Origin of the sequence: Bradyrhizobium sp. AUGA SZCCT0283 (assembly GCF_018130385.1) — a bacterium.
Taxonomy (GTDB): Bacteria; Pseudomonadota; Alphaproteobacteria; order Rhizobiales; family Xanthobacteraceae; genus Bradyrhizobium.
On record NZ_JAFCLU010000011.1, the window covers coordinates 178,659 to 199,022 of the forward strand.

Annotated in this window: 19 protein-coding genes; 5 read left to right on the plus strand and 14 right to left on the minus strand. The window is 62.6% G+C overall.

The features are described from left to right. The first annotated feature begins 93 nt into the window (after nucleotides 1–93). On the plus strand, nucleotides 94–1,233 hold the full coding sequence (locus JQ624_RS17470) for an acyl-CoA dehydrogenase family protein (protein WP_212420132.1): 1,140 nt from the start codon (nucleotides 94–96) through the stop codon (nucleotides 1,231–1,233). 122 nt (nucleotides 1,234–1,355) lie between these two features. On the opposite strand, the gene JQ624_RS17475 is transcribed toward JQ624_RS17470, so the two are convergent. The 14 genes from JQ624_RS17475 to JQ624_RS17535 form a co-directional block, all read right to left on the minus strand. Continuing rightward, complete coding sequence (locus JQ624_RS17475) at nucleotides 1,356–2,396, minus strand: amino acid ABC transporter substrate-binding protein (protein ID WP_212420133.1); 1,041 nt, start codon at nucleotides 2,394–2,396, stop codon at nucleotides 1,356–1,358. A 53-nt stretch (nucleotides 2,397–2,449) separates the two neighbouring features. After that, entirely contained in the window at nucleotides 2,450–3,049 is a 600-nt protein-coding gene (locus tag JQ624_RS17480; protein ID WP_212420134.1) for a L,D-transpeptidase, read from the minus strand. A gap of 262 nt (nucleotides 3,050–3,311) precedes the next feature. After that, on the minus strand, nucleotides 3,312–3,440 hold the full coding sequence (locus JQ624_RS38620; RefSeq protein ID WP_312014441.1) for a DUF2474 domain-containing protein: 129 nt from the start codon (nucleotides 3,438–3,440) through the stop codon (nucleotides 3,312–3,314). Further along, complete coding sequence (cydB, locus tag JQ624_RS17485) at nucleotides 3,440–4,447, minus strand: cytochrome d ubiquinol oxidase subunit II (RefSeq protein WP_249129875.1); 1,008 nt, start codon at nucleotides 4,445–4,447, stop codon at nucleotides 3,440–3,442. The genes JQ624_RS38620 and cydB overlap by 1 nt, the downstream gene beginning before the upstream one ends. Continuing rightward, nucleotides 4,444–5,853 (minus strand): cytochrome ubiquinol oxidase subunit I, encoded by a 1,410-nt coding sequence (locus tag JQ624_RS17490; protein ID WP_212420135.1) that lies wholly within the window; start codon nucleotides 5,851–5,853, stop codon nucleotides 4,444–4,446. Before JQ624_RS17490 ends, cydB begins: the two co-directional genes overlap by 4 nt. A 149-nt stretch (nucleotides 5,854–6,002) precedes the next feature. Further along, nucleotides 6,003–6,983 carry a hypothetical protein gene (locus JQ624_RS17495; RefSeq protein ID WP_212420136.1) on the minus strand — a complete coding sequence of 327 codons (981 nt, stop codon included), beginning with the start codon at nucleotides 6,981–6,983 and terminating at the stop codon, nucleotides 6,003–6,005. 74 nt (nucleotides 6,984–7,057) lie between these two features. Next, complete coding sequence (locus tag JQ624_RS17500) at nucleotides 7,058–7,621, minus strand: thioredoxin family protein (protein ID WP_212420137.1); 564 nt, start codon at nucleotides 7,619–7,621, stop codon at nucleotides 7,058–7,060. A gap of 17 nt (nucleotides 7,622–7,638) precedes the next feature. Further along, nucleotides 7,639–8,328 carry a cytochrome c biogenesis CcdA family protein gene (locus JQ624_RS17505; protein ID WP_212420138.1) on the minus strand — a complete coding sequence of 230 codons (690 nt, stop codon included), beginning with the start codon at nucleotides 8,326–8,328 and terminating at the stop codon, nucleotides 7,639–7,641. Between the two features lie 233 nt (nucleotides 8,329–8,561). Beyond that, nucleotides 8,562–8,762: a hypothetical protein gene (locus tag JQ624_RS17510; protein ID WP_212420139.1), complete on the minus strand. Its 201-nt coding sequence runs from the start codon at nucleotides 8,760–8,762 to the stop codon at nucleotides 8,562–8,564. 177 nt (nucleotides 8,763–8,939) lie between these two features. After that, on the minus strand, nucleotides 8,940–9,551 hold the full coding sequence (locus JQ624_RS17515) for a sigma-70 family RNA polymerase sigma factor (RefSeq protein WP_212420140.1): 612 nt from the start codon (nucleotides 9,549–9,551) through the stop codon (nucleotides 8,940–8,942). Nucleotides 9,552–9,890: 339 nt separating this feature from the next. Beyond that, on the minus strand, nucleotides 9,891–10,631 hold the full coding sequence (locus JQ624_RS17520) for a response regulator (protein ID WP_212420141.1): 741 nt from the start codon (nucleotides 10,629–10,631) through the stop codon (nucleotides 9,891–9,893). Then, on the minus strand, nucleotides 10,628–12,373 hold the full coding sequence (locus tag JQ624_RS17525; protein WP_212420142.1) for a DUF3369 domain-containing protein: 1,746 nt from the start codon (nucleotides 12,371–12,373) through the stop codon (nucleotides 10,628–10,630). The genes JQ624_RS17520 and JQ624_RS17525 overlap by 4 nt, the downstream gene beginning before the upstream one ends. After that, complete coding sequence (locus JQ624_RS17530) at nucleotides 12,343–14,337, minus strand: HAMP domain-containing sensor histidine kinase (RefSeq protein WP_212420198.1); 1,995 nt, start codon at nucleotides 14,335–14,337, stop codon at nucleotides 12,343–12,345. The genes JQ624_RS17525 and JQ624_RS17530 overlap by 31 nt, the downstream gene beginning before the upstream one ends. Nucleotides 14,338–14,426: 89 nt before the next feature. Further along, complete coding sequence (locus JQ624_RS17535; protein ID WP_212420143.1) at nucleotides 14,427–14,708, minus strand: hypothetical protein; 282 nt, start codon at nucleotides 14,706–14,708, stop codon at nucleotides 14,427–14,429. Between the two features lie 272 nt (nucleotides 14,709–14,980). Between JQ624_RS17535 and ugpB the strand changes: the two genes are divergently transcribed. The 4 genes from ugpB (at nucleotide 14,981) to JQ624_RS17555 (ending at nucleotide 20,363) form a co-directional block, all read left to right on the plus strand. Further along, complete coding sequence (gene ugpB, locus JQ624_RS17540) at nucleotides 14,981–16,291, plus strand: sn-glycerol-3-phosphate ABC transporter substrate-binding protein UgpB (RefSeq protein WP_249129876.1); 1,311 nt, start codon at nucleotides 14,981–14,983, stop codon at nucleotides 16,289–16,291. 145 nt (nucleotides 16,292–16,436) lie between these two features. Further along, a complete protein-coding gene (locus tag JQ624_RS17545) occupies nucleotides 16,437–17,387 on the plus strand; it encodes a phosphotransferase (RefSeq protein WP_212420145.1) in 951 nt (316 codons plus the stop codon). A 240-nt stretch (nucleotides 17,388–17,627) separates the two neighbouring features. Beyond that, on the plus strand, nucleotides 17,628–19,247 hold the full coding sequence (locus JQ624_RS17550) for an ABC transporter substrate-binding protein (RefSeq protein WP_212420146.1): 1,620 nt from the start codon (nucleotides 17,628–17,630) through the stop codon (nucleotides 19,245–19,247). Nucleotides 19,248–19,349: 102 nt separating this feature from the next. Beyond that, nucleotides 19,350–20,363, plus strand: a complete 1,014-nt coding sequence (locus JQ624_RS17555; protein WP_212420147.1) for an ABC transporter permease — start codon at nucleotides 19,350–19,352, stop codon at nucleotides 20,361–20,363. Nucleotide 20,364: the final 1 nt, after the last annotated feature.

Here is a 20,364-nt window from a genome sequence, read left to right on the forward strand (position 1 = left end):
CCATTCATACTCGATAAGCCGCGGCGTATGGGTCCCTGCTTTCGCAGGGACGACGAAGCAACTTAATTCACCTCTGAAGCGGATATCTGTCCAATGGCACTCGTCCTCACCGAAGAACAATCCATGCTGCGCGACAGCGCCCGCGGCCTCATCAGCGACAAGGCGCCGGTGGCGCACCTGCGCAGCTTGCGCGACAGCAAGGACGCAACGGGCTTCTCCCGCGACCTCTGGAAGGCGTTTGCCGAGATGGGATTTTCCGGCCTGCTGGTGCCGGAAAATTTCGGCGGCTCCGGGCTCGGCTGCGTCGAGGCCGGCGTTGTCATGGAGGAAATCGGCCGCACTTTGATGCCGTCGCCATTCCTGTCGACAGCGGTGCTGGCGGTGTCCGCACTGGCGCGCGGCGGCAGCGAAGCGCAGAAGTCGGCGCATCTGCCGAAGGTCGCGGACGGCTCGCTGCTGGCCGCACTTGCGGTCGATGAAGGGACAAAGCATCGCCCGCTGCAGATCAACTTGCAGGCGGTGCGTTCCGGCAACGGTTTCAAGCTCAACGGCGCCAAGGCTCTCGTGGTCGACGGTCACACCGCCGATCTCCTGATCGTCGCTGGCCGCACCGGCGGCGCGGCCGGTGAGCGCAACGGGCTGACACTGTTCCTGGTCGATCCCAAGGCCAAGGGCGTTGCGATCGAACGCACCGTGATGGTCGATGCGCACAACGCCGCTCGAATCGAATTCGCCAATGTCGAGGTCGATGCCGATCATGTGCTCGGCGAGGTCGACCAGGGCGGGGCGCTGCTGGACGGCGTGCTCAATATCGGCCGCGGTGCGGTGGCCTCCGAAATGGTGGGCCTGAGCGAGGAGGTGTTCGGCCGCACCGTCACGTATCTCAAGGAGCGCAAGCAGTTCGGCAAGCTGATCGGCGAATTCCAGGCGCTGCAGCACCGCGCCGCCCAGCTCTACATCGACATCGAGATCACCCGCTCGGCCGTCCTGAAGGCGCTGCAGATGCTTGACGGCGATTTCGAGCACGCTGGCGCCGCGGTCGCAGTCGCAAAGGCCCGCGCCGGCACCACGGCGACGCTGGCGGTACAGGAGGGTGTGCAGATGCACGGCGGCATGGGCATGACCGACCAGTTCGACATCGGCTTCTTCATGAAGCGCGCGCGGGTCTGCCAGGAATTGTTTGGGGACAGCAATTACCACGCTGATCAACTGGCGCGGATGAAGAGTTATTAGCGCTCGTCATTCCGGGGCGCGCGAAGCGCGAGCCCGGAATCCATTTTGCAATTGCGGCCTGATGGATTCCGGGCCCTGCGCCCAAGAGGGCGCATCCCGGAATGACGGCTTTGCGGCTTCTCTTACCTGATCGGCGGCGCGTACTGGATGCCGCCGTTGCTCCACAGCGAGTTCAGTCCGCGCGGGATCTTCAGCTTCGATCCTTCGCCGACGTTGCGCTCGTAGATCTCGCCGTAATTGCCGACATGGCGGATGATGCGGGCGGCCCAGTCCTTGCTCAGGCCGAGGTCTTCGCCGTAGCTGCCTTCGGTGCCGACCAGCCGCATCACGTCGGGTTTCTTCGACTTCAGCGCCTCATCGATGTTCTTCGAGGTGATGCCGAGCTCCTCGGCGTTGATCATCGCGTAAAGCGTCCACTTCACGAGCATCATCCAGTCGTCGTCGCGCTGACGTACCACGGGAGCGAGCGGCTCCTTGGAAATGACGTCGGGCAGGATGACGTGGTCGCTCGGCTGGATGAGGTTCAAGCGGAGTGCGTAGAGCTGGGAGACGTCGGCGGTGAAGGTATCGCACTTGCCGGATTCATAGGCCTTGAGCACGTCTTCCAGCTTGGGAAACTTGACTTCCGTGTATTTCATGTTGTTGGCGCGGAAATGGTCGGCGACGTTGAGCACCGTCGTCGTCCCCTCCTGCACGCAAACCTTGCTGTTGTTGAGGTCCAGCGCGGAATCGATGTTGCGCGAGCGCGGCAGCATGAAACCCTGGCCGTCATAATAGGCGACGGCCGGGAAATAGAGGTCGTAATTGGTCTCGCGCGACATGCTCCAGGTCGAGTTGCGGGAGAGTATGTCGACCTTGCGGCTCTGCAATTCCTTGAAGCGTTCGCTGGCGTCGAGCGGTACGAATTTCGCCTTCTTTGGGTCGTCGAAGATCGCCGCGGCGACCGCGCGGCAGAAGTCGACATCGAAGCCGGTCCAGTCGCCCTTGTCGTCGGGGATCGAGAAGCCGGGCAGGCCCTTGTTGACGCCGCACAGCACGTCGCCGCGGCGGATGGTCCGCTTCAGGGTCTTGGTGTCGTAACGCTCATAGGTGATCGCGATAGCCGCGACCGCGATTGCGACCGCCAGCCCGATGAGGAGGCCGCCTCGAAATGTCCGTAGCATTTTCTAACTCACAATTTCAGGGAAATGGGTCGGCTGGAGGAATCGCGTCGCAATTACAGTTCCGGCTTTTGCCGGATGATCACCTTGGTGCCGACCGGGACGCGCTCGTAGAGATCGGCGACGTCGGCGTTGACCAGGCGGAAGCAGCCGGAGGAGACGGCGGTACCGATCGTGTCGGGCCGGTTGGTGCCGTGGATGCGGTAGACGGTGGTGCCGAGATACATTGCGCGGGCACCGAGCGGATTGCCGGGGCCGCCGGCCATGAAGCGCGGCAGATAGGGCTGGCGCGCGATCATCTCGGGTGGCGGTGTCCAGTCCGGCCATTCCGCCTTGCGGGTGATGTTCACGAGCCCCTGCCACTGGAATCCCTCGCGGCCGACACCGATGCCGTAGCGCAATGCGCGGCCGTTGCCCTGAACCAGATAAAGATGGCGCTCGGCCGTGACCACGATGATGGTGCCCGGCGCTTCGCTGGTGCGATAGAGCACCGCAGTCTTCCTGAACTGCGGATCGAGTTCGACGGATTCGTCAGGGATAAGCCCCGGTTGGTCGCCGACGTCGGGCTGTCGCGTCTGCGCCTGGCTCTGCGGGGCCGAAAGGACCAGACCGCCTGCAGCGATCATCATCCAGATCAGGTGCCGAAATTTCGTCATCGCAGAGCTCTCCTCGTGGCACGTTGGCCAAATGCGCATGATCCGCCAAAGTGTAAGCGGTTGGGCGATAAGATCATGCGTCACTTTTAAGTCAGAGCGCGATCGGACGCAAAACCGGTTCCCACTTTTGCTGATCGCGCTCGGGAACCATCAAATCTCAGGGCCAGCTTGATGGCAAGTTTAGGGCGAATGAGGCGGATAGGTGACTGAAATGTCTTCTATTTCCGCCAACCGCCCAATTCATGGGGTATCCGGCTTTGGCCTATTTCGGCGCGATCCACAGCCGCAGGCAAAACGAAATCAGCGCCACAGTACCGACGCCGCCGAGCCATAGCAGCACAAACCACAGTAAACGCTGCGCGAGAGGGCGTGGATTTGGCTTGGTCCAAATCAATGATACCCGCTCTCGGGTCTGACCTTGCCGCGAAACACCCAATAGGCCCACGCGGTATAGCCCAGGATCAGCGGTATCAGCACGGCGACACCGAAAAGCATGAAGATCTGGCTGTTCTCCGGCGCCGCCGCCTGCCAGATGGTGATGCTCTGCGGCACGATATAGGGATACATGCTGATGCCGAGCCCGGCATAGGACAGCGCGAACAGCGCCAGCGTCAGGAAGAACGGCTGGTAGTCGTATTTGTTGGCGAGGCTGCGCAGCAGCATGACCGTAACCGCAGCCACCGCGACCGGCACCGGCGCGGTCAGCAGGATGTTCGGCCAGGAGAACCAGCGCTGCGTGTACTGCACGTGGAGGAACGGCGTCGCGATGCTGACAGCGCCGATGGCCCCGAGCATTGCAAGCAACAACATCCAGCTCAGATGATAGGCGCGGTCGCGCAATTCGCCTTCCGTTTTCATCACCAGCCATGTCGCCCCCAGCAGCGCATAGCCGATCACCAGCGCCACGCCGGTCAGGATGCTGAACGGCGTCAGCCAGTCCCACCAGCCGCCGGCATAGTGGCGGCCCGAGACGTGGATGCCTTGCAGGATGGCGCCAAGGGCAATGCCCTGCGCCAGCGTCGCCAGCAGCGATCCGCCGGCAAAGGCGATGTCCCACTTGTTCCGTTCCTTTGTCGTGCGCCAGCGAAATTCGAAGGCGACACCGCGGAACACCAGTCCGAGCAGCATCGCGATCATGGGCGTGTAAAGCGCCGGCATCAGCACGGAATAGGCCAGCGGAAACGCAGCCATCAGGCCGCCACCGCCGAGCACGAGCCAGGTTTCGTTGCCGTCCCAGACCGGCGCAACACTGTTCATGATGACGTCGCGATCGCGCTTCTCCGGAAACAGCGGAAACAGGATGCCAAGGCCGAGGTCGAACCCGTCCATCACGACATAGACAAACACGGCAAAGGCGATGATGAAGGCCCAGATGATGGCAAGGTCGATCGGGATCATCGGGCGGCTCCCTCGGTTGCCGCGCCGGCGGCAGGCGTGATGCCGGCCGTGCGGATCGGAACTTCGTGCGACGGTCCCTGTTCGCCGGGATGCGGCGGGGCCGCCATCAGGCGCAGCAGATAGATCACGCCGGCTGTGAATACGGCGAAATAGACGATGATGAAGGCGATCAGCGAGGAGGCAACCGCGGGCGCCGCCAGCGGCGAAGCCGATTCAACCGTGCGCAATAATCCGTACACGGTGTAGGGCTGCCGCCCGGTCTCGGTCGTGATCCAGCCCGCAAGAACGGCAATAAAACCTGCGGGAGCCATCGCGACCGCAAACATGTGTAGCAGCCGGGAATCGTACAGCTTGCCCTGCACGCGCAGCAACAGGCTGAACAGGCCGAGCGCCAGCATGAGCAATCCCATGCCGACCATGATCCGGAACGACCAGAACGTGATCGCCACCGGCGGCCAGTTTTCGCGCGGCACCGTGTCGAGGCCGGCCATCGGCGCGTCAGGGGAGTGCTTGAGGATCACCGATCCCAGCTTCGGCACTTCGATCGCATAGTCGACCCTGCCGGCGGCCTGGTTGGGCATGCCGAACAGGATCAGGGGCGCGCCGTCCTTGTGGCTCTGGAAATGTCCTTCCATCGCCATGATCTTCACCGGCTGGTGCTCCAGCGTGTTGAGCCCGTGCTGATCGCCGGCGAGAATCTGGATCGGCGCCACCAGCGTCGCCATCCACATCGCCATCGAAAACATCACGCGGGCGCCGGCGAGGTGGCGGTCGCGCAGCAGGTGCCAGGCGCCGACCGCGCCGACCACCAGCGCGGTGGTCAGGTATGCCGCCAGCACCATGTGCACGAGACGGTAGGGGAATGACGGGTTGAAGATCACTTTCAGCCAGTCGGCGGCGATGAACTGCCCGTCGGCATTGACGGCGTGGCCCGCCGGCGTCTGCATCCAGGAATTCGCGGACAGAATCCAGAACGCCGAAATCAACGTGCCGATCGCGACCATCAGCGTCGCCAGAAAATGCAGTCCTGGACCGACGCGCCGCAGGCCGAACAGCATCACGCCGAGGAAGCCTGCTTCCAGGAAGAACGCGGTCAAAACCTCGTAGGCCATCAGCGGGCCGATCACCGGGCCGGTCTTGTCGGAGAAGGCCGACCAGTTGGTGCCGAACTGGTAGGACATCACGATGCCCGACACCACGCCCATGCCGAAGGCGACGGCGAATATCTTCAGCCAGTAATTGAACAGGTTGATGTAGACCTCGCGTCCGGTCGCGAGCCACAGCGCTTCGAGCACCGCGAGATAGCTCGCGAGCCCGATCGAGAAGGCTGGAAATATGATGTGGAACGACATCGTGAAAGCAAACTGCGCCCGGGCCAATACGACCGCATCCCAGCCTTCGAACATCGGCACCACCTGTCGCAAGTTTCGTCAGGCGCGATCTTTTCGAAAAACGGCACTGCAGTTCTCGAAGAATTGCGCCCGAACCAGACGCTATCTTACCACGCCCGATGCGGCGATTATACCTGCGTGCCGCGCGGGACAGGCGTGCGAGCCTATCCGCCGCCCGATGGATTCAATCTCAACCGCCTGATGATCTCGGCCTGCACGGCTCGGGTCTGATCCTTGCCGGCCAGCGCCGGGCTTCGCATTTTCTTTCCGGTGCGAAGCCGGATTGCGATCACGTAGAGGCCATCCTTGGGGCCGCTCTCGACGTCGATTGTCTCGACATCTTCACCGCCGATCGTCTCCACCTCTGTCGCGCCTTTCAATGAAAACCGTTCAATCCTGATTCCACCATCCTGGATGATCCAGCATGCGCCGCTCATTCGATGGACATATCTGAACAGTACGAAGACCACGATCGCGCCGAGCGACCAGACGGCAATGCCGAGGGCGGACAATGCGCCGTTCCAGAGCGCATGGATAAACGGAAAGCTCAGCACACAGGCGAGCAGCACCGCGAGAACCGTGTATCCCAGCACCCGTTTGGGGTTGGCCGGCTTGCCCAGTTGGATCCCGGCATTGACCGCGTCGAGCGGGTTCTCGACCGGTTCGGGATCGGGAAGCCGAAGCAGCCGGGCAATCCGGACGGTGGTTTGGTGAACCTGGGTGATATCAGGCAGCGGGGGCGAGGTGAGTAAATTCCCCGATTCCGTCTTGAATACGAGGCTGAACTCGATTGATTTGCCGCTGCTTCTTCGGAGATGCATCCCCGATATTTCGTCATCCCTGACCAATCTTCGGTGCAATTTCCCGAAGGGACGCTGTTCGCCGATCAGGATTTCGCCTGATGTAATGATCCAAACGACGTTGCGATCAAGTAGGGCAGCGCCCAGCAGGAGGCATCCGAACAGCAGCGCAAACAGAGCGGCGATGCCAAGCCAATGACCATTCTCCAGGTGAACAAGGCCAGGCAAGGCAACCAAACACAGGAGTATGGCCAGGCCTGCGAGAACGAATCGCTCGTTGAGCGACGTGCCCTTGCGTAGCCTGACTTCATTCTCGTTTGCCACAGCATCCATCGCCAGCGGCAAGCACCACGACCGCCGTGGTCATATCAAGCGGAAAAATGTGCGGCTGAAATGCGGCAAGCCTGCGTTGCCTGATCTCAGCTCGGAGCGTTGAGGAGCCCGGCGACCGTGCGCTCGATCTCCTCGTACTGGCCCTCGCCATCGTGCTGGAACACGATTTTGCCGTTCTGGTCGACGATGTATTGCGCCGGCCAATAGCGGTTACGGTAAGCGTTCCAGGTTTGCGAGTCGTTGTCCTGCGCCACCGGATAGGTGATGCCGTGCCGCTTCAGCGCCGTCTGGACATTCGACGCCGAGCGTTCGAACGGAAATTCCGGGGTGTGGATGCCGACGACGACGAGCCCGCGATCCCTGTATTTGGCGTAGAGCCCGGTGACGTGCGGCAGCGTGTTCACGCAGTTGACGCAGCCATAGGTCCAGAAATTCACCAGCACCACCTTGCCGCGGAGATCGGCCAGTTTAAGCGGCGCGGAATTGAACCAGTTGCCGAGACCGACGAAATCGGGCGCAGTGGCCTGCGTCGCGGCGACGGCGAACGGTGTTTCCGTCGCGCGTGCGTCGCCGCTGAAGGCGGGTATCGCCGAGCCCGCGAGAGAAACTGCAACGATTGCGACGGACGCAGCGAGTGAGCGCAGGATCATGGATATCTCCATTGGTATCAGAGGCCGATCTGGCCGTTGGGGTAAAATCCGGTCAGCCACGACACGATCAGCGTGTCATACTGGAAGTAGGAGAGCAGCGCGAAGGCGATCACGACGACGCCGAAGCCCTGCTGCAGCCGCGGCGCGATCCGCGCGACGCTGCGGATTCGGGTGGTGACGGCCTGGCCGCCATAGGCGATGGCGAGCATCGGCAGTGCGGCGCCGACGGCATAGACAATCAGCAACAGGCTGGCCCAGACGGTATCCTTCGAGGTCGCGATGACGGTCAGGATCGAGCCCAGCACGGGGCCGGCGCAGGGCGTCCAGACCAGGCCGAGCGTCGTGCCGAGCACGAAACCTCCAATCACACCCTGGCGGGACGCGGCCGAATGGCCGGTGATGCCACCGATCCGGGTCGACAGCCATTCGAACGGCGTCGGCCAGATCATCAGTATTCCAAAGCCGAGGAGGAGAACGGCGGCACCGGAGCGCAGAACATTCGGATCGAAATCGAACACGCGCGTGATCGCACTCAGCAGCAATGCCACCATCGAGAATGACATCACAAAGCCGAGCGCGATCATCGCCGGCCGCACCTTGCGGGTCTGGCCGACCGATGCCCCGAGGAGGATAGGCAGCATCGGCAGCGTGCAAGGGGCAGCCACGGTGACGACACCTGCGAGCAGCGCGAGAACAAGATTCAGCATCGAAAGCATCCATCACCGGTCCCGGCGAGACATTGCCGGGTGCTTGCTGAAATTCGCGGTGGTGGGGCAGGGCGTTACGCGCGCGACGGCTCGGGAGGCGTCACGTCTCTGTGAGACTTTTTCGTACTGCGCACACGAAATCAGGCGCAAACGCAGAGCGACCCGGCTGGGGGGCATCCCGGCCGGGTCGTTGGAGGTTACTTGGGGGGTCTAGAGCTTGGGAGGTGAGAAATTCAGCGGGGGGTCTCGCTGTCGTAGGAGATCACGCAGACCTCCTTGGGACTCTTGGTGCCGCAATCCACCACCTGTTCACGCACGAACGTCGAACCAGTGTCGCGCTGGGCGCGGGGCTGGACGTTCTGGGCCGACAGGGTGGCGAGCGTTGCGACGGCGCCGAGCGGGACGATGAAAAGGCGGAAGGACGGCTTTAGCATGTTCGCTCTCCTGTTCGGCGTTGGTGTTTAAGTTGTTGAACGTCGGTATAGGGGGTGAGTTTTTCCGGGTGATGTCGCCGATTGTTTCATTTGTTTCGTCGGAGGTAATCTTTGTCCGTCGAAATCGACCCGGTTTCCGTCCCCAATGCCAATCTAATCTGTTGAAATAGCTGTGCTTTATGCAGCGAGGCTGTCCACGCCGGCGCCCTTAAGCAACTCGGCCAATTGTTTGCGGGCGTAGAACATCCGGGTCTTCACCGTGCTCTGGGGAATCCCGATGATCGCGCCGGCCTCTTCCACCGACTTCTCGTGGTAGTAGACTAGGTTGATGATCTCGCGATGGGCCGGCGACAGCTTGGCGACGCAGGCGCGCAGGATCGCGCTGGTGTTGCTGCGGTCGAGCGAGGCTTCCGGCGTGTCGGCCTCATCGGCGATCTCGAGCACGTCTTCCTGCTCGATGTCCTCATGCTTGCGCTGGCGCAGCGCGGTCAGCGCCTTGAAGCGGGCAATCGACAGCAGCCAGGTCGAAACCTGCGAACGGCCCTCGAACTGGCTGGCGGTCCGCCACACGTCGAGGAACACCTGGCTGACGAGGTCTTCCGCCATGGTGGTATCGCGCACCATGCGCAGCACGAAGCGGTAAACCCGGACGTTATGGCGCGAATAAAGCACATGCATCGCCGTGCGGTCGCCCTTGGCAATACTCTGCAGCAGCATTTCGTCGGATGTCGCGCGGGCGGCGGCAATCGACAGCTTGGCTGCGGCGTTGATGGCGATGACGTTCGACATGACAGGCTCCCAATTCGACGCCAACAGGCGCTTCGTTGGGAGAATTGTTAATTAGGCTCGGTTTCGGGATGTCTGCACCAAAGGGGGAAAATGGTTTCGTGCAGCAGAGAATTGTTTCGTCGGGGGCCCTGCGACGAAACATTCGGGGGTGAAATGCGAGTAATTTCAATATGCGGAAAATTGGAAGATTTCAGACGCTGAATGGTTCCAGTGGTAGACCCTCATCCTGAGGAGCGCGGAACGCGCGTCTCGAAGGATGCAGGCCACATACGGGCCACATGGTTCGAGACGCCGCTTCGCGGCTCCTCACCATGAGGGGCGGGCAGCAGCAGCGCGCCGCTAACCCTTCTCGCCCGTCGGCGAGAACAAATAGCCGCCGCCTCTGATGGTGCGGATCACGGCGGGCTTGGTCGGGTCGATCTCGATCTTGCGGCGGATGCGCATGATGCGCAGATCGACCGCGCGGTCGAAGGCTTCGGCGTCGCGCGCGTTGGCCAATTCCAGGAGCCGCTCGCGCGACAGCACGCGTTTCGGGTTGGCCGCGAACACTTTCAACAGGCCGAATTCGGACGCCGTCAGCGGATGCTCGTTGCCTTCGTCGTCGCGCAGCGCCTGGGCTTCGAGGTCGAGCCATTTGGTGCCGAACCGCACCAGCTGTTCCTTCTCCGCCTTTGCAGCCGCTGCCTCTGGCGCGGCAGCCGCCTTGGCCGGCGTGCTGCGGCGAAGCACCGAGCGGATGCGCGCCATCAGTTCGCGCAGCTCGCAGGGCTTTGCGATGTAGTCGTCGGCGCCGAGTTCGAGGCCGACGACGCGGTCGATCGGGCTTGCGGTCGCCGTCAGCATGATGACGGGAACGTTGATGCGGCTCTTCAGGTCTCTGATGATCGAGAGCCCGTCTTCCTCAGGCATGTTGAGGTCGAGCACGACGAGGTCGGGCACGTTGGTCTCGATCTCGCGGCGCAGGCTTTTGCCGCCGTCGCACAGCGTGACGCTGAAACCGTGCATCTTGAGGTAATCGCCGACCATCTCGCGGGCCGGCGGCTCGTCATCGACAATGAAGATGTGCGGGCTCTGGGTCATGTCGTCTCTGTCGCTGGCAGTGTAACGGTAAACGTCGATCCCTGTCCGGGGCCGGCGCTTTCCGCGGTCACATGGCCGCCATGCATGTCGATGATGCGTTTGACGATCGACAGGCCGAGGCCGGTCGAGCTTTCGCCTGCCGTCGGCTTGGCCGACAGCCGCTGGAACCGGCCGAACAGCCGGCCGAGATCTTCCGGAGACAATCCGGCGCCCTGATCGGTGATACGGATGACGGTGTCGCTGCCATCATGGGTGACGCCTACCGTGATCTTGCCGCCGATCGGCGAATATTTGATGGCGTTGCTGACGAGGTTGTCGATCGCCTCGCGAATCCGGTCGGCGTCGCACATGGTGACGAAATTCGGCGGCGCCGACACGGCGATGGACTGCTGCTTGTTGACCGCCGAGGGCAGGTTCGAATCGGCGACTTCGGCAACGAGCGCCGCGATATCGACCGCTTCGCGGCGGATCGTGATGTCGAAGGCATCCGCCATCGCATCCGAAATCAAATGGTCGACCATCGAAGTCAGGCGCTTGGTGGCGTCGCGGATATGCTCGACCTGGGCGGTGACGTTCTCCTTGGGCGAACCGGCGCCGATCAATTCGGTCAGCATTTCGGTGCGGCCGAGGATCACGCCGAGCGGATTCTTCAGATCGTGCGCGACGGTGCCGAGAATCTCGTTCTTGAAGCCGTTGGCGCGCTGCAGCCGCAGCCACTGCGCCGACAGCCTTCGGTTGGCCTGCATCAGCGCGCGGGTGCGCTGGGCGACGCGGTCCTCGAGCTGGGTGTTGGCCTCGTGCAGCTGCCGGTAGAGAATGACGTTGTCGAACGCGATCGACAGCCGGCTGGAGAAAATCTCGACCAGCGCGCGGTCGGTATCCGAAAGCTGGCGCTCGGCCTGCAGCAGCACCACCACTTCGCGGCCAGAGCCGGTGCGCAGATAAAGCACGCTGCGGTGGTCGGCGAATTCGTTCTTGCGGCGCTGGAAGGCGGCTTCCACCATCTGCCGCAAATCCGGATCGAGCGCCTTGGAGCTGGTGGTGCCGATGAAGCGGCTGTAGCAGCCCGAGCCCGCCAGCACCGAGAACTCGCTCCCCGCGGCGCCGTCGTCGCGCAGCACCAGGATGCCGGCGCAGTCGACATTGAGCAATGAGGCGAGCTGCGTCAGCACGCCTTCCGCAAGCCGCTGCATCGATTTGAAGTCGTAGAGCGTCGAGGCGGCGTCGATGATGATTTCGAGGCCGCGCCTGGTCTGCACCATGCGCTCGAGCTGCTGGTAGCTGCGCAGCGCGGCCGTCAGCGAGGTGAACAGCTTGTCGGCCGTCAGCTCCGTCTTGGCCTTGTAGTCATTGATGTCGTACTGGACGATGACGCGGCGCTCGGGTGCTTGTCCCGGCTGGCCGGTGCGCAGGATGATGCGGACGGTTTCGTTCTTGAGCTCGTTGCGGATGTACTCGACGAGGTCGAGGCCCGCGACGTCGGTTTCCATGATGACGTCGAGCAGCACGGCCGCGACGTCGGGATTGTTGCGCATCAAGGTGCGGCCTTCGGCCGCGGAATAGGCCGACAGGATTTCCAGCGTCGCGCCGTGGAGATTGTAGTCGCTCAGCGCAAAGCGGGTGCCCTCGTGCACGGCGGCATCGTCGTCGATGACGGCGATCTTCCATTTGCGCGCGGACGAGTCCTCCGGAACGGTCCCGGTATCGTCGATCAGGTGGAGGACATCGTCCTGTTCGGCCATTGAGAAGTTCCGTCGGCTGCTGTCTGGTCTGTAATCGCGGGTTCGCCCCTGGCGACTTTGGGCATGATAATGCGGAATGTGGTGCCTTGTCCCAGCCTTGACTCCAGCATCATCCGGCCGCCGAGCTGTTGAGTGACAAGATTATAGACGATATGCAAGCCCAGCCCGGTACCGCCTTCGTTGCGGCGGGTCGTAAAGAAGGGGTCGAACGCCTGCCGCTGCACGTCCGGCGTCATTCCGGCCCCGTTGTCGGCAAAAATGATCTCGACATCGTCGCTGCCGCGCGCCCGCGCCGAGATCGTGATCGCCCCGGACCGGCCGTCGGCAAAGGCATGATTGGCGGCGTTGAGGAAAAGATTGGTTAATATCTGGCCGTAGGAGCCGGGATAGCCGTCGATGACAAGCCCTTCCGGCACGTCGACCGACAGCGTGATCGTCGCCTTCTTCAACACCGGCCGCAGGCTCGCGACGATCTGGTCGGTGGCCTCGCTGAGGTTGAATTGCCGGCGCTCGGCGTGCGAGCGGTCCACCGCTACCTGCTTGAACGACTGGATCAGCTCGCCGGCGCGGTGCAGGTTCGCCACCAATTGCCCTGCTGCGTCGCGCGAGATCTTGACGAATTCGTCGAGCTTGGAGCGGCGCAGCGGCTCGCTGCGCAACTCGGATTCGAACATTTCGGCGCGGCGCGCAAAGCTCGAGGCCACCGTCAGGCTGATGCCGATCGGGTTGTTCACCTCGTGCGCGACGCCAGCGACCAGCCCGCCGAGCGCCGCCAGCCGTTCGGCGTCGATCAGGTTCTGCTGCGCGGTGTTGAGCTCGAGCAGTGCGCTTTCGGCCTTTTCCTTCGAGGCGCGCAGTTCGTCCTCGGTCTTGCGCTTGGCGATGGCGTTTTCGCGGAAGACGTCCACCGCGCGTGCCATGGCGCCGACCTCGTCCCTGGCGGTGGTACCCTGCACGCGGCGATCGTAATTGCCCGAGGTGATCGCATGCATCGCGGCCAGGATCTGCTGCAGCGGCAGGCGGATCGAGAGCGCGATCAGGACGCCTGCGGACAGGATGATGCCGAGGAACATCACGGCGATCGACAGCACCCGGCGCGAGATGCCCGACAACGTCTTGTCGAACGTCTCCTGCGCCTTCTGCTCGCGCTGGCGCATCTTGACCGACAACTCGTCGATGACGCCGATGGCCTCGGCCTGGCTGGCATCGATGGTGTTGCGCAGGAGCTCGGTCCGGATCGTGAGCTGCTCGGTCAATTTGGCCATCCCCTCGCGCAGCGCCACCGTCCGCGCCTTCAGCCGCGTCAGCGCCATGCGTTGCAGGTCGTTGTCGGCGAGGTCGGCCATCGCGGGGATGGTGTTCTCGATCGTTTCGGTGTTCCTGCGGGCGTCCTCGGCGGAGGTCGAGGCGCGCGACAGATAATAGGCGTTGGTGGCGACCAGCATGGCCGTGAACGCCTCGCGGGATTTCCCGAGTGCCGGCCAGATCTGCGCATCGCGATGCCCGGTGGCGCCCTCGATGATCGAATACAGCCCGGCCATTTCCCGGGCCGGCCCCAGCACCTGCTGCTCATAGGTCTTGGTGATGGTGGCCTGCACGGCGCGCAATTCGCCGAAGCCGTTGAGGAAACGGTCGGTGACGTGTTCGAGCCGCTCGACCGAATCTGACAGCATCGGGTCGGTCGCAGCGCGCGTGGTGAGCGTGCCGAGAACCGCTTCCCGCAGCAGCAGGATCTCGGCGAACAGGTCGGGGCTCGGCTGGTTGATGTAGCGATGGATCAGGTTCTGCAGCCGGCTGGTCTCGCTTTCCAGCAGCGCCAGGATCTTGTCGGACTCCCGGACCTGCCGGACGTCGTCCCAGGCCGAACCCAGCACCTTGGCGCCGTTCCAGATCAATACGGCGAGCACCACGACGACGGCGGAGTTCAATGCCGCGATCGACAGGATGCGCCAGCGGATCGGCACCGCGCGCAGCCACTGCACGACGCGAAAACGGCCGCGCGCGGCGAAGCTCGCCGGCCCTTCCGCTGTTCGGTGCTGGTGCGGCGCGCCGGTCAAATTCGTTCCACTCTGCGAAGGCGCCCGATCAATACCGGCGTCATCGTCCCGATCAATGCAAATTTGGTACGGTTGAGATCGGCCGCGCCGGTCCTGATATGTTCGAGGGCTTCCTTTTCCGCGCCGGGCCGGCGGGAATAGAACGCCTCGATCGGATGGCTCTCGTTTTGGGGATGGGCGGGGCGAAATTCGCGCGCAAAAGCGCCCGTTGAAACCGCCGTAAGCAACAGCGCAACAACAGGCACGAAGGTCCGCGAAAGGTCGGCGCGGCGATACACAGGCGACAAATCCCCTTAGAGATGGAGTCTGCAGCGGGGGGAAAAGGTTCAACGCATTTTTAGCAGAATTTACCGATGTTTGGCTATTGGGGGCTGGGCTGGCAGGGGGCCTGCCGCGGGTAATCCTGATAATCTCTCTGCAATCTTAAATTGTGTTGTGCGCTGCGGTGATGCCGGGTGGATTGAAACCAGAGCCCGGGGGAATTATGAGGGCGTAGCCAGCGGATATTTCGCGGCGCGGCAGAGCAGGATAATCACCAGTGAAATTGGTCTTGAGATTCTTGCAATTTGCAGCGCTCGTCGCCACGGCGCTGGCGTCTCCGGCGCAGGCTGCCACCGAAATCATGTGGTGGCACGCGATGTCGGGGGAACTCGGCAAGCAGCTTGAAAAGCTGGCGGCCGATTTCAATGCATCGCAGTCCGACTACCGGGTCGTGCCGACCTACAAGGGCAACTACACCGAGACGGTGACGGCGGCGATCTTCGCATTCCGTTCGCGAAGCCAGCCCGCCATCGTTCAGGTCAACGAGATCGCGACCGCAACCATGATGGCGGCGAAGGGGGCGATCTATCCGGTATACGAATTGATGCGCGATCAGTCGGAGCCGTTCTCGCCGGAGGCGTATCTGCCGGCCGTGACCGGCTATTATTCCGATGTCGCCGGCAACATGCTGTCGTTCCCGTTCAATGTCTCGACGCCGATCCTCTACTACAACAAGGATCTGTTCCGCGCCGCGGGCCTCGATCCGGAGGTGCCGCCGAAGACCTGGGCCGAGGTCGGCGCCGCGGCAAAGCGCCTGCGTGCGGCGGGGTCGCCTTGCGGGTTCACCACATCCTGGCCTTCCTGGGTTCATGTCGAGAATTTTTCCGCATTCCACAATCTGCCGCTGGCAACCCGGGCCAACGGCTTTAGCGGGCTTGATACGGAATTGACCTTCAACAATCCGGACGTGGTGCGGCACATTGCGCAACTGGCGGAATGGCAGGCGACGAAAGTCTTCGACTATAGCGGCCGCGGGCAATCGGCCGAGCCGCGCTTTCAGAAAGGCGAATGCGCCATCTTCATCGGCTCGTCCGGGACGCGCGCGGACATCAAGGCCAATTCCAGGTTCGAGGTCGGCTACGGCATGATCCCGTACCGGCCCGAAGTCGCCGGCGCCCCGCAAAACTCCATCATCGGCGGCGCCACGCTATGGGTGCTGCGCGACCGGCCGGGCGCGGAATACACCGGCGTCGCGCGGTTCTTCGCCTATCTCTCGAAGCCGGAAGTCCAGGCTGCCTGGCACCAGAACACCGGCTATCTGCCGATCACCCGCGCCGCCTTCGACCTCACCCGCGCGCAGGGCTTCTACGATCGCAATCCCGGTGCTGCGATCGGTATAGAGCAGATGACCCTGAAGCCGCCGACCGAGAATTCGAAGGGAATCCGGCTTGGATCCTTTGTGCTGATCCGCGGCGTGATCGACGAGGAACTTGAGCAGGTTTTCCGCGGCAAGCAGACCGCGCAGGCGGCGCTGGACGTCGCCGCCGAGCGCGGCAACCGCCTGCTGCGCCAGTTCGAGCGGGCCAATCCGGACCGATAGCCTCCCCGCCGTCATTGCGAGCCAACGGGTCGCGCGAATGCGCGCCCGATGACAGGCTCCGCGAAGCAATCCATTCTTTCATTGCGCGGCGAGATGGATTGCTTCGCTTCGCTCGCAATGACGACAAACAAGGTTCAGCGTCACCATGACCGCATCGCTGCCGGCATTCACGGATTATGAGCTGTTCCGCCCCTTTCGCGCCGATCCGTCGCAATGGCTGCCGGTGGCGATCGACATCGCCCATGGCCACGGGCTCGCCTGCACAGAACCTCAGATATTCTCCACAGGTACCAATCTCGTCGTTGGACTCGATGAGCCACTCATCCTGAAGATTTTTCCTCCATTTCTTCGTGGCCAATTCGCATCGGAGCGTGCTTCGCTGGCGCAGCTTCGCGGCCGACTTGCTGTGCCGATCCCCGAGATCGTGTTCGAAGGTGAACGCGACCAATGGCCGTATCTCGTGATCACGCGCCTCTACGGCCGCTTGGGTTCGGAGGTGTGGCCGCGCCTGCCTGAAGATCAGAAGGAGCGCGTTCTCTTTCAGATCGGGGAGACCATCGCAGAAGTGCAGCGCGTCCCCTTGGGCGATCTCTCGCAAATCGGGCTGCGTTGGGACCAGTTCATACCAAGGCAAATCGAGGGATGCCGGGCGAGGCATGAGCGCCTCGGACTGCCACGCCAATTTCTGGCTGGCTTGGACGATATTCTTCGTGATGCGGCCGCGCTCATTCCTCTGGATGCGCCGCCGGTTATCTTGACCGGTGAGTACATTCCGGAAAATTTTTTGTTGAGGCGTGAAACGGAAGGCTGGCGCGTTTCGGGCCTGATCGATTTCGGCGACGTGATGACGGGCTGGGGCGAATACGACCTGCTGGGGCCGAGCGCCTTCATGACCGCAGGCGTCCCGCGGCGGGTTCGCAGCCTGTTCGAGGGATTTGGATATGCGAGCACCGACCTGACGCCGACCCTGAAGCGCCGGCTGATGGCGCTGTTTCTCCTCCATCGGGTCAGCGATCCCGTTCGCCAGCTCTGCATTGAAGGCTGGCAACAGAAAGCAGACCTCTTTGAATTGCAGGACTTGCTGTGGCCCATCTGAGCCCGTGCGACGAAATCGCACAGCAAGGCGGCTGGGGCGAATATGTGATGAAATATTAGGCAAATTAGCATCTTTGTATGCAATGTGGGCTTGAAGGCCTCGCCATCAAACTGGCCACCAGCTTCTCATTACTTAGATAAATCAGTGCTTTAGATCGATATTAGCCTTCCTCTAACGGTTGGCACAAACCTTGCGATTCCAGTTCCAAGCCATTTCCCCTCAGGCGTTGGAGCATCACCCATGAAGCGTCGCGATTTCCTGAAATCCGTCACCGGAGTTGCCGCGGGCGCGATGGTGCCCGCGCCGGCGATCTGGTCCGCGGCCAAGGCTGATGCGCGGTCGGAAACGCTGCTGATCGTCTCCGAAAGCGGCCCCAACAATCTCGACATTCATGGCGTCGGCACCAACGTGCCCGGCTACGAGGTGTCGTGGAATTGCTACGACCGCCTGATCAGCCACGAGATGAAGAGCGGTCCGGGCGGCGTGCCGTATTACGACCGCGACAAGTTCAAGCCCGAACTCGCCGAGGACATGAATGTCGGCGACATGTCGGTCACCTTCAAGCTGAAGAAGAAAGCCACGTTCCACGATGGCGCGCCGGTCACGGCCAAGGACGTCAAGTGGTCGCTCGATCGCGCGGTGAGCGTCGGCGGTTTTCCGACGTTCCAGATGGGCGCGGGCTCGCTGACCAAGCCCGAACAGTTCGTCGTCGTCGATGACAACACGGTGCGGATCGATTTCGCCAGGAAGGACCGCCTCACCATCCCGGACCTCGCGGTCATCGTCCCCTGCGTCGTCAATTCGGAGCTGGTGAAGAAGAACGCCAGCGAGAAGGATCCCTGGGGCCTCGAATACACCAAGCAGCAGACCGCGGGCTCCGGCGCCTACAAGGTGACGAAGTGGACCGCCGGCACCGAAGTCATCATGGAGCGCAACGACGCGTGGGCCGGTGGTCCCTTGCCGAAGGTCAAGCGCGTGATCTGGCGCATGGTGCCGCAGGCCGGCAACCGCCGCGCGCTGCTGGAACGCGGCGACGCCGACATCTCCTACGATCTGCCGAACAAGGATTTCGTCGAGCTGAAGGACAGCGGCAAGCTCAACATTGTTTCGGTGCCGTATTCCAACGGCGTCCAGTACATCGGCATGAACGTCAAGATCCCGCCGTTCGACAACCCCAAGGTTCGCGAGGCGGTGGCCTGCGCGATCCCCTACCAGAAGATCATGGATGCCGTGCTGTTCGGCCTGGCCAAGCCGATGTTCGGCGCCGCCGCCGACAAGGCAACCGAGGTGGCGTGGCCGCAGCCGACCAAATACGTCACCGATATCGCCAGGGCCAAGGCGTTGCTGGCGGAAGCCGGCCATCCCAACGGTTTCGAGACCACGCTGTCGTTCGACCTCGGCTTCGCCGGCGTCAACGAGCCGCTCTGCGTGCTGGTGCAGGAGAGTCTCGCGCAGATCGGCATCAAGACCACGATCAACAAGATCCCCGGCGCCAACTGGCGTACCGAACTCAACAAGAAGGTGCTGCCGCTCTACACCAACGTGTTCTCCGGGTGGCTCGATTATCCCGAGTATTTCTTCATCTGGTGCTACGACGGCAAGAATTCGATCTTCAACACCATGAGCTACCAGTCGAAGGCGATGGACGAATTCATTCACGGCGCCGTCGACGCCGCGGCGGTCGGCAACACCGCCAAATACGACACTGACGTCAAGGGTTTTGTCGATCTCGCCTTCAAGGACATCCCGCGCATCCCGCTGTATCAGCCTTATGTCAACGTCGCGATGCAGAAGAATGTGTCGGGCTATCAGTACTGGTTCCACCGCAGGCTCGATTACCGCGCACTGGTGAAGGCGTAAGAGGCGAACGGCGAATAGGGAGTAGCGAATGGTGACACAGGGCGTTGAACTTCATCCATGCGCCATTCGCCATTCGCTATTCGCAAGCGCGGAGCGCTGCCCATGCTGACCATGATCGGAAAGCGGCTGATGTTTGCGATCCCGTCGCTGATCGGGGTGGTGATCGTCACGTTCCTCCTGACGCGCGCGCTGCCCGGCGATCCCGCGGCCTATTTCGCAGGTCCCGCGGCGAGCAAGGAAGCCATCGAGCAGATCCGCAAGAAACTCGATTTCGACAGGCCGCTGATCGAGCAGTTTTTCCGCTACACCAACGATCTCGCCCATGGCGATTTCGGCAACTCGCTGACAACAGGCCAGCCGGTCGCGACCGAAATCCGCAACCGCCTGCCGGCGTCCGCCGAACTGACGCTGCTCGGCCTCGTCGTTTCGGTCATGATCGCGATCCCGCTCGGCGTGCTGGCGGCGACCCGGCCGGGCTCCTGGATCGATCATCTCTGTCGCATCACGACGACGGCCGGCGTGTCGCTGCCGGTGTTCTTTACCGGCCTGGTGCTGGTTTACGTCTTCTATTTCAGGCTCGGCTGGTCACCGGCGCCGCTCGGCCGGCTCGACGTGTTCTACAGCGCGCCGCCCAGCGTGACCGGGCTTTATCTGATCGACGCCTTGATCGCGCGCGATTTCGAGACGTTTCGTTCGGCGCTGAGCCAGTTGATCCTGCCGGCGGCGACGCTGGCGATCTTCTCGCTGGCGCCGATCGCGCGCATGACGCGGGCCTCGATGCTGGCGGTGCTGGCGTCCGATTTCGTTCGCACCGCGCGCGCCAGCGGACTGTCACCGTCGACCGTCATCGTCACCTACGCGTTTCGCAACGCCATGCTGCCGGTCATCACCACGCTCAGCATGGTGTTCTCGTTCCTGCTCGGGGCCAATGTGCTGGTCGAAAAAGTTTTCGCCTGGCCCGGCATCGGCTCCTATGCCGTCGAAGCGTTGATCTCGTCGGACTTCGCGCCGGTGCAGGGTTTTGTGCTGACCATGGCGGTCATGTACGTGCTGCTCAATCTGATCATCGACATTCTCTACGGCGTGATCGATCCGCGCGTGCGGCTGGAAGGGTGAG

Excerpts from the sequence above, each read along its gene's own strand:
- JQ624_RS17475 (WP_212420133.1), bottom strand. The coding sequence starts at position 2,396 with ATGCTACGGACATTTCGAGGCGGCCTCCTCATCGGGCTGGCGGTCGCA.
- JQ624_RS17470 (WP_212420132.1), top strand. The coding sequence starts at position 94 with ATGGCACTCGTCCTCACCGAAGAACAATCCATGCTGCGCGACAGCGCC.
- JQ624_RS17490 (WP_212420135.1), bottom strand. The coding sequence starts at position 5,853 with ATGTTCGAAGGCTGGGATGCGGTCGTATTGGCCCGGGCGCAGTTTGCT.
- JQ624_RS17550 (WP_212420146.1), top strand. The coding sequence starts at position 17,628 with ATGAAGCGTCGCGATTTCCTGAAATCCGTCACCGGAGTTGCCGCGGGC.
- JQ624_RS17510 (WP_212420139.1), bottom strand. The coding sequence starts at position 8,762 with ATGCTAAAGCCGTCCTTCCGCCTTTTCATCGTCCCGCTCGGCGCCGTC.
- JQ624_RS17545 (WP_212420145.1), top strand. The coding sequence starts at position 16,437 with ATGACCGCATCGCTGCCGGCATTCACGGATTATGAGCTGTTCCGCCCC.
- JQ624_RS17515 (WP_212420140.1), bottom strand. The coding sequence starts at position 9,551 with ATGTCGAACGTCATCGCCATCAACGCCGCAGCCAAGCTGTCGATTGCC.
- JQ624_RS17505 (WP_212420138.1), bottom strand. The coding sequence starts at position 8,328 with ATGCTGAATCTTGTTCTCGCGCTGCTCGCAGGTGTCGTCACCGTGGCT.
- JQ624_RS17500 (WP_212420137.1), bottom strand. The coding sequence starts at position 7,621 with ATGATCCTGCGCTCACTCGCTGCGTCCGTCGCAATCGTTGCAGTTTCT.
- cydB (WP_249129875.1), bottom strand. The coding sequence starts at position 4,447 with ATGATCCCGATCGACCTTGCCATCATCTGGGCCTTCATCATCGCCTTT.
- JQ624_RS17555 (WP_212420147.1), top strand. The coding sequence starts at position 19,350 with ATGCTGACCATGATCGGAAAGCGGCTGATGTTTGCGATCCCGTCGCTG.
- JQ624_RS17480 (WP_212420134.1), bottom strand. The coding sequence starts at position 3,049 with ATGACGAAATTTCGGCACCTGATCTGGATGATGATCGCTGCAGGCGGT.
- JQ624_RS17525 (WP_212420142.1), bottom strand. The coding sequence starts at position 12,373 with ATGGCCGAACAGGACGATGTCCTCCACCTGATCGACGATACCGGGACC.
- JQ624_RS17520 (WP_212420141.1), bottom strand. The coding sequence starts at position 10,631 with ATGACCCAGAGCCCGCACATCTTCATTGTCGATGACGAGCCGCCGGCC.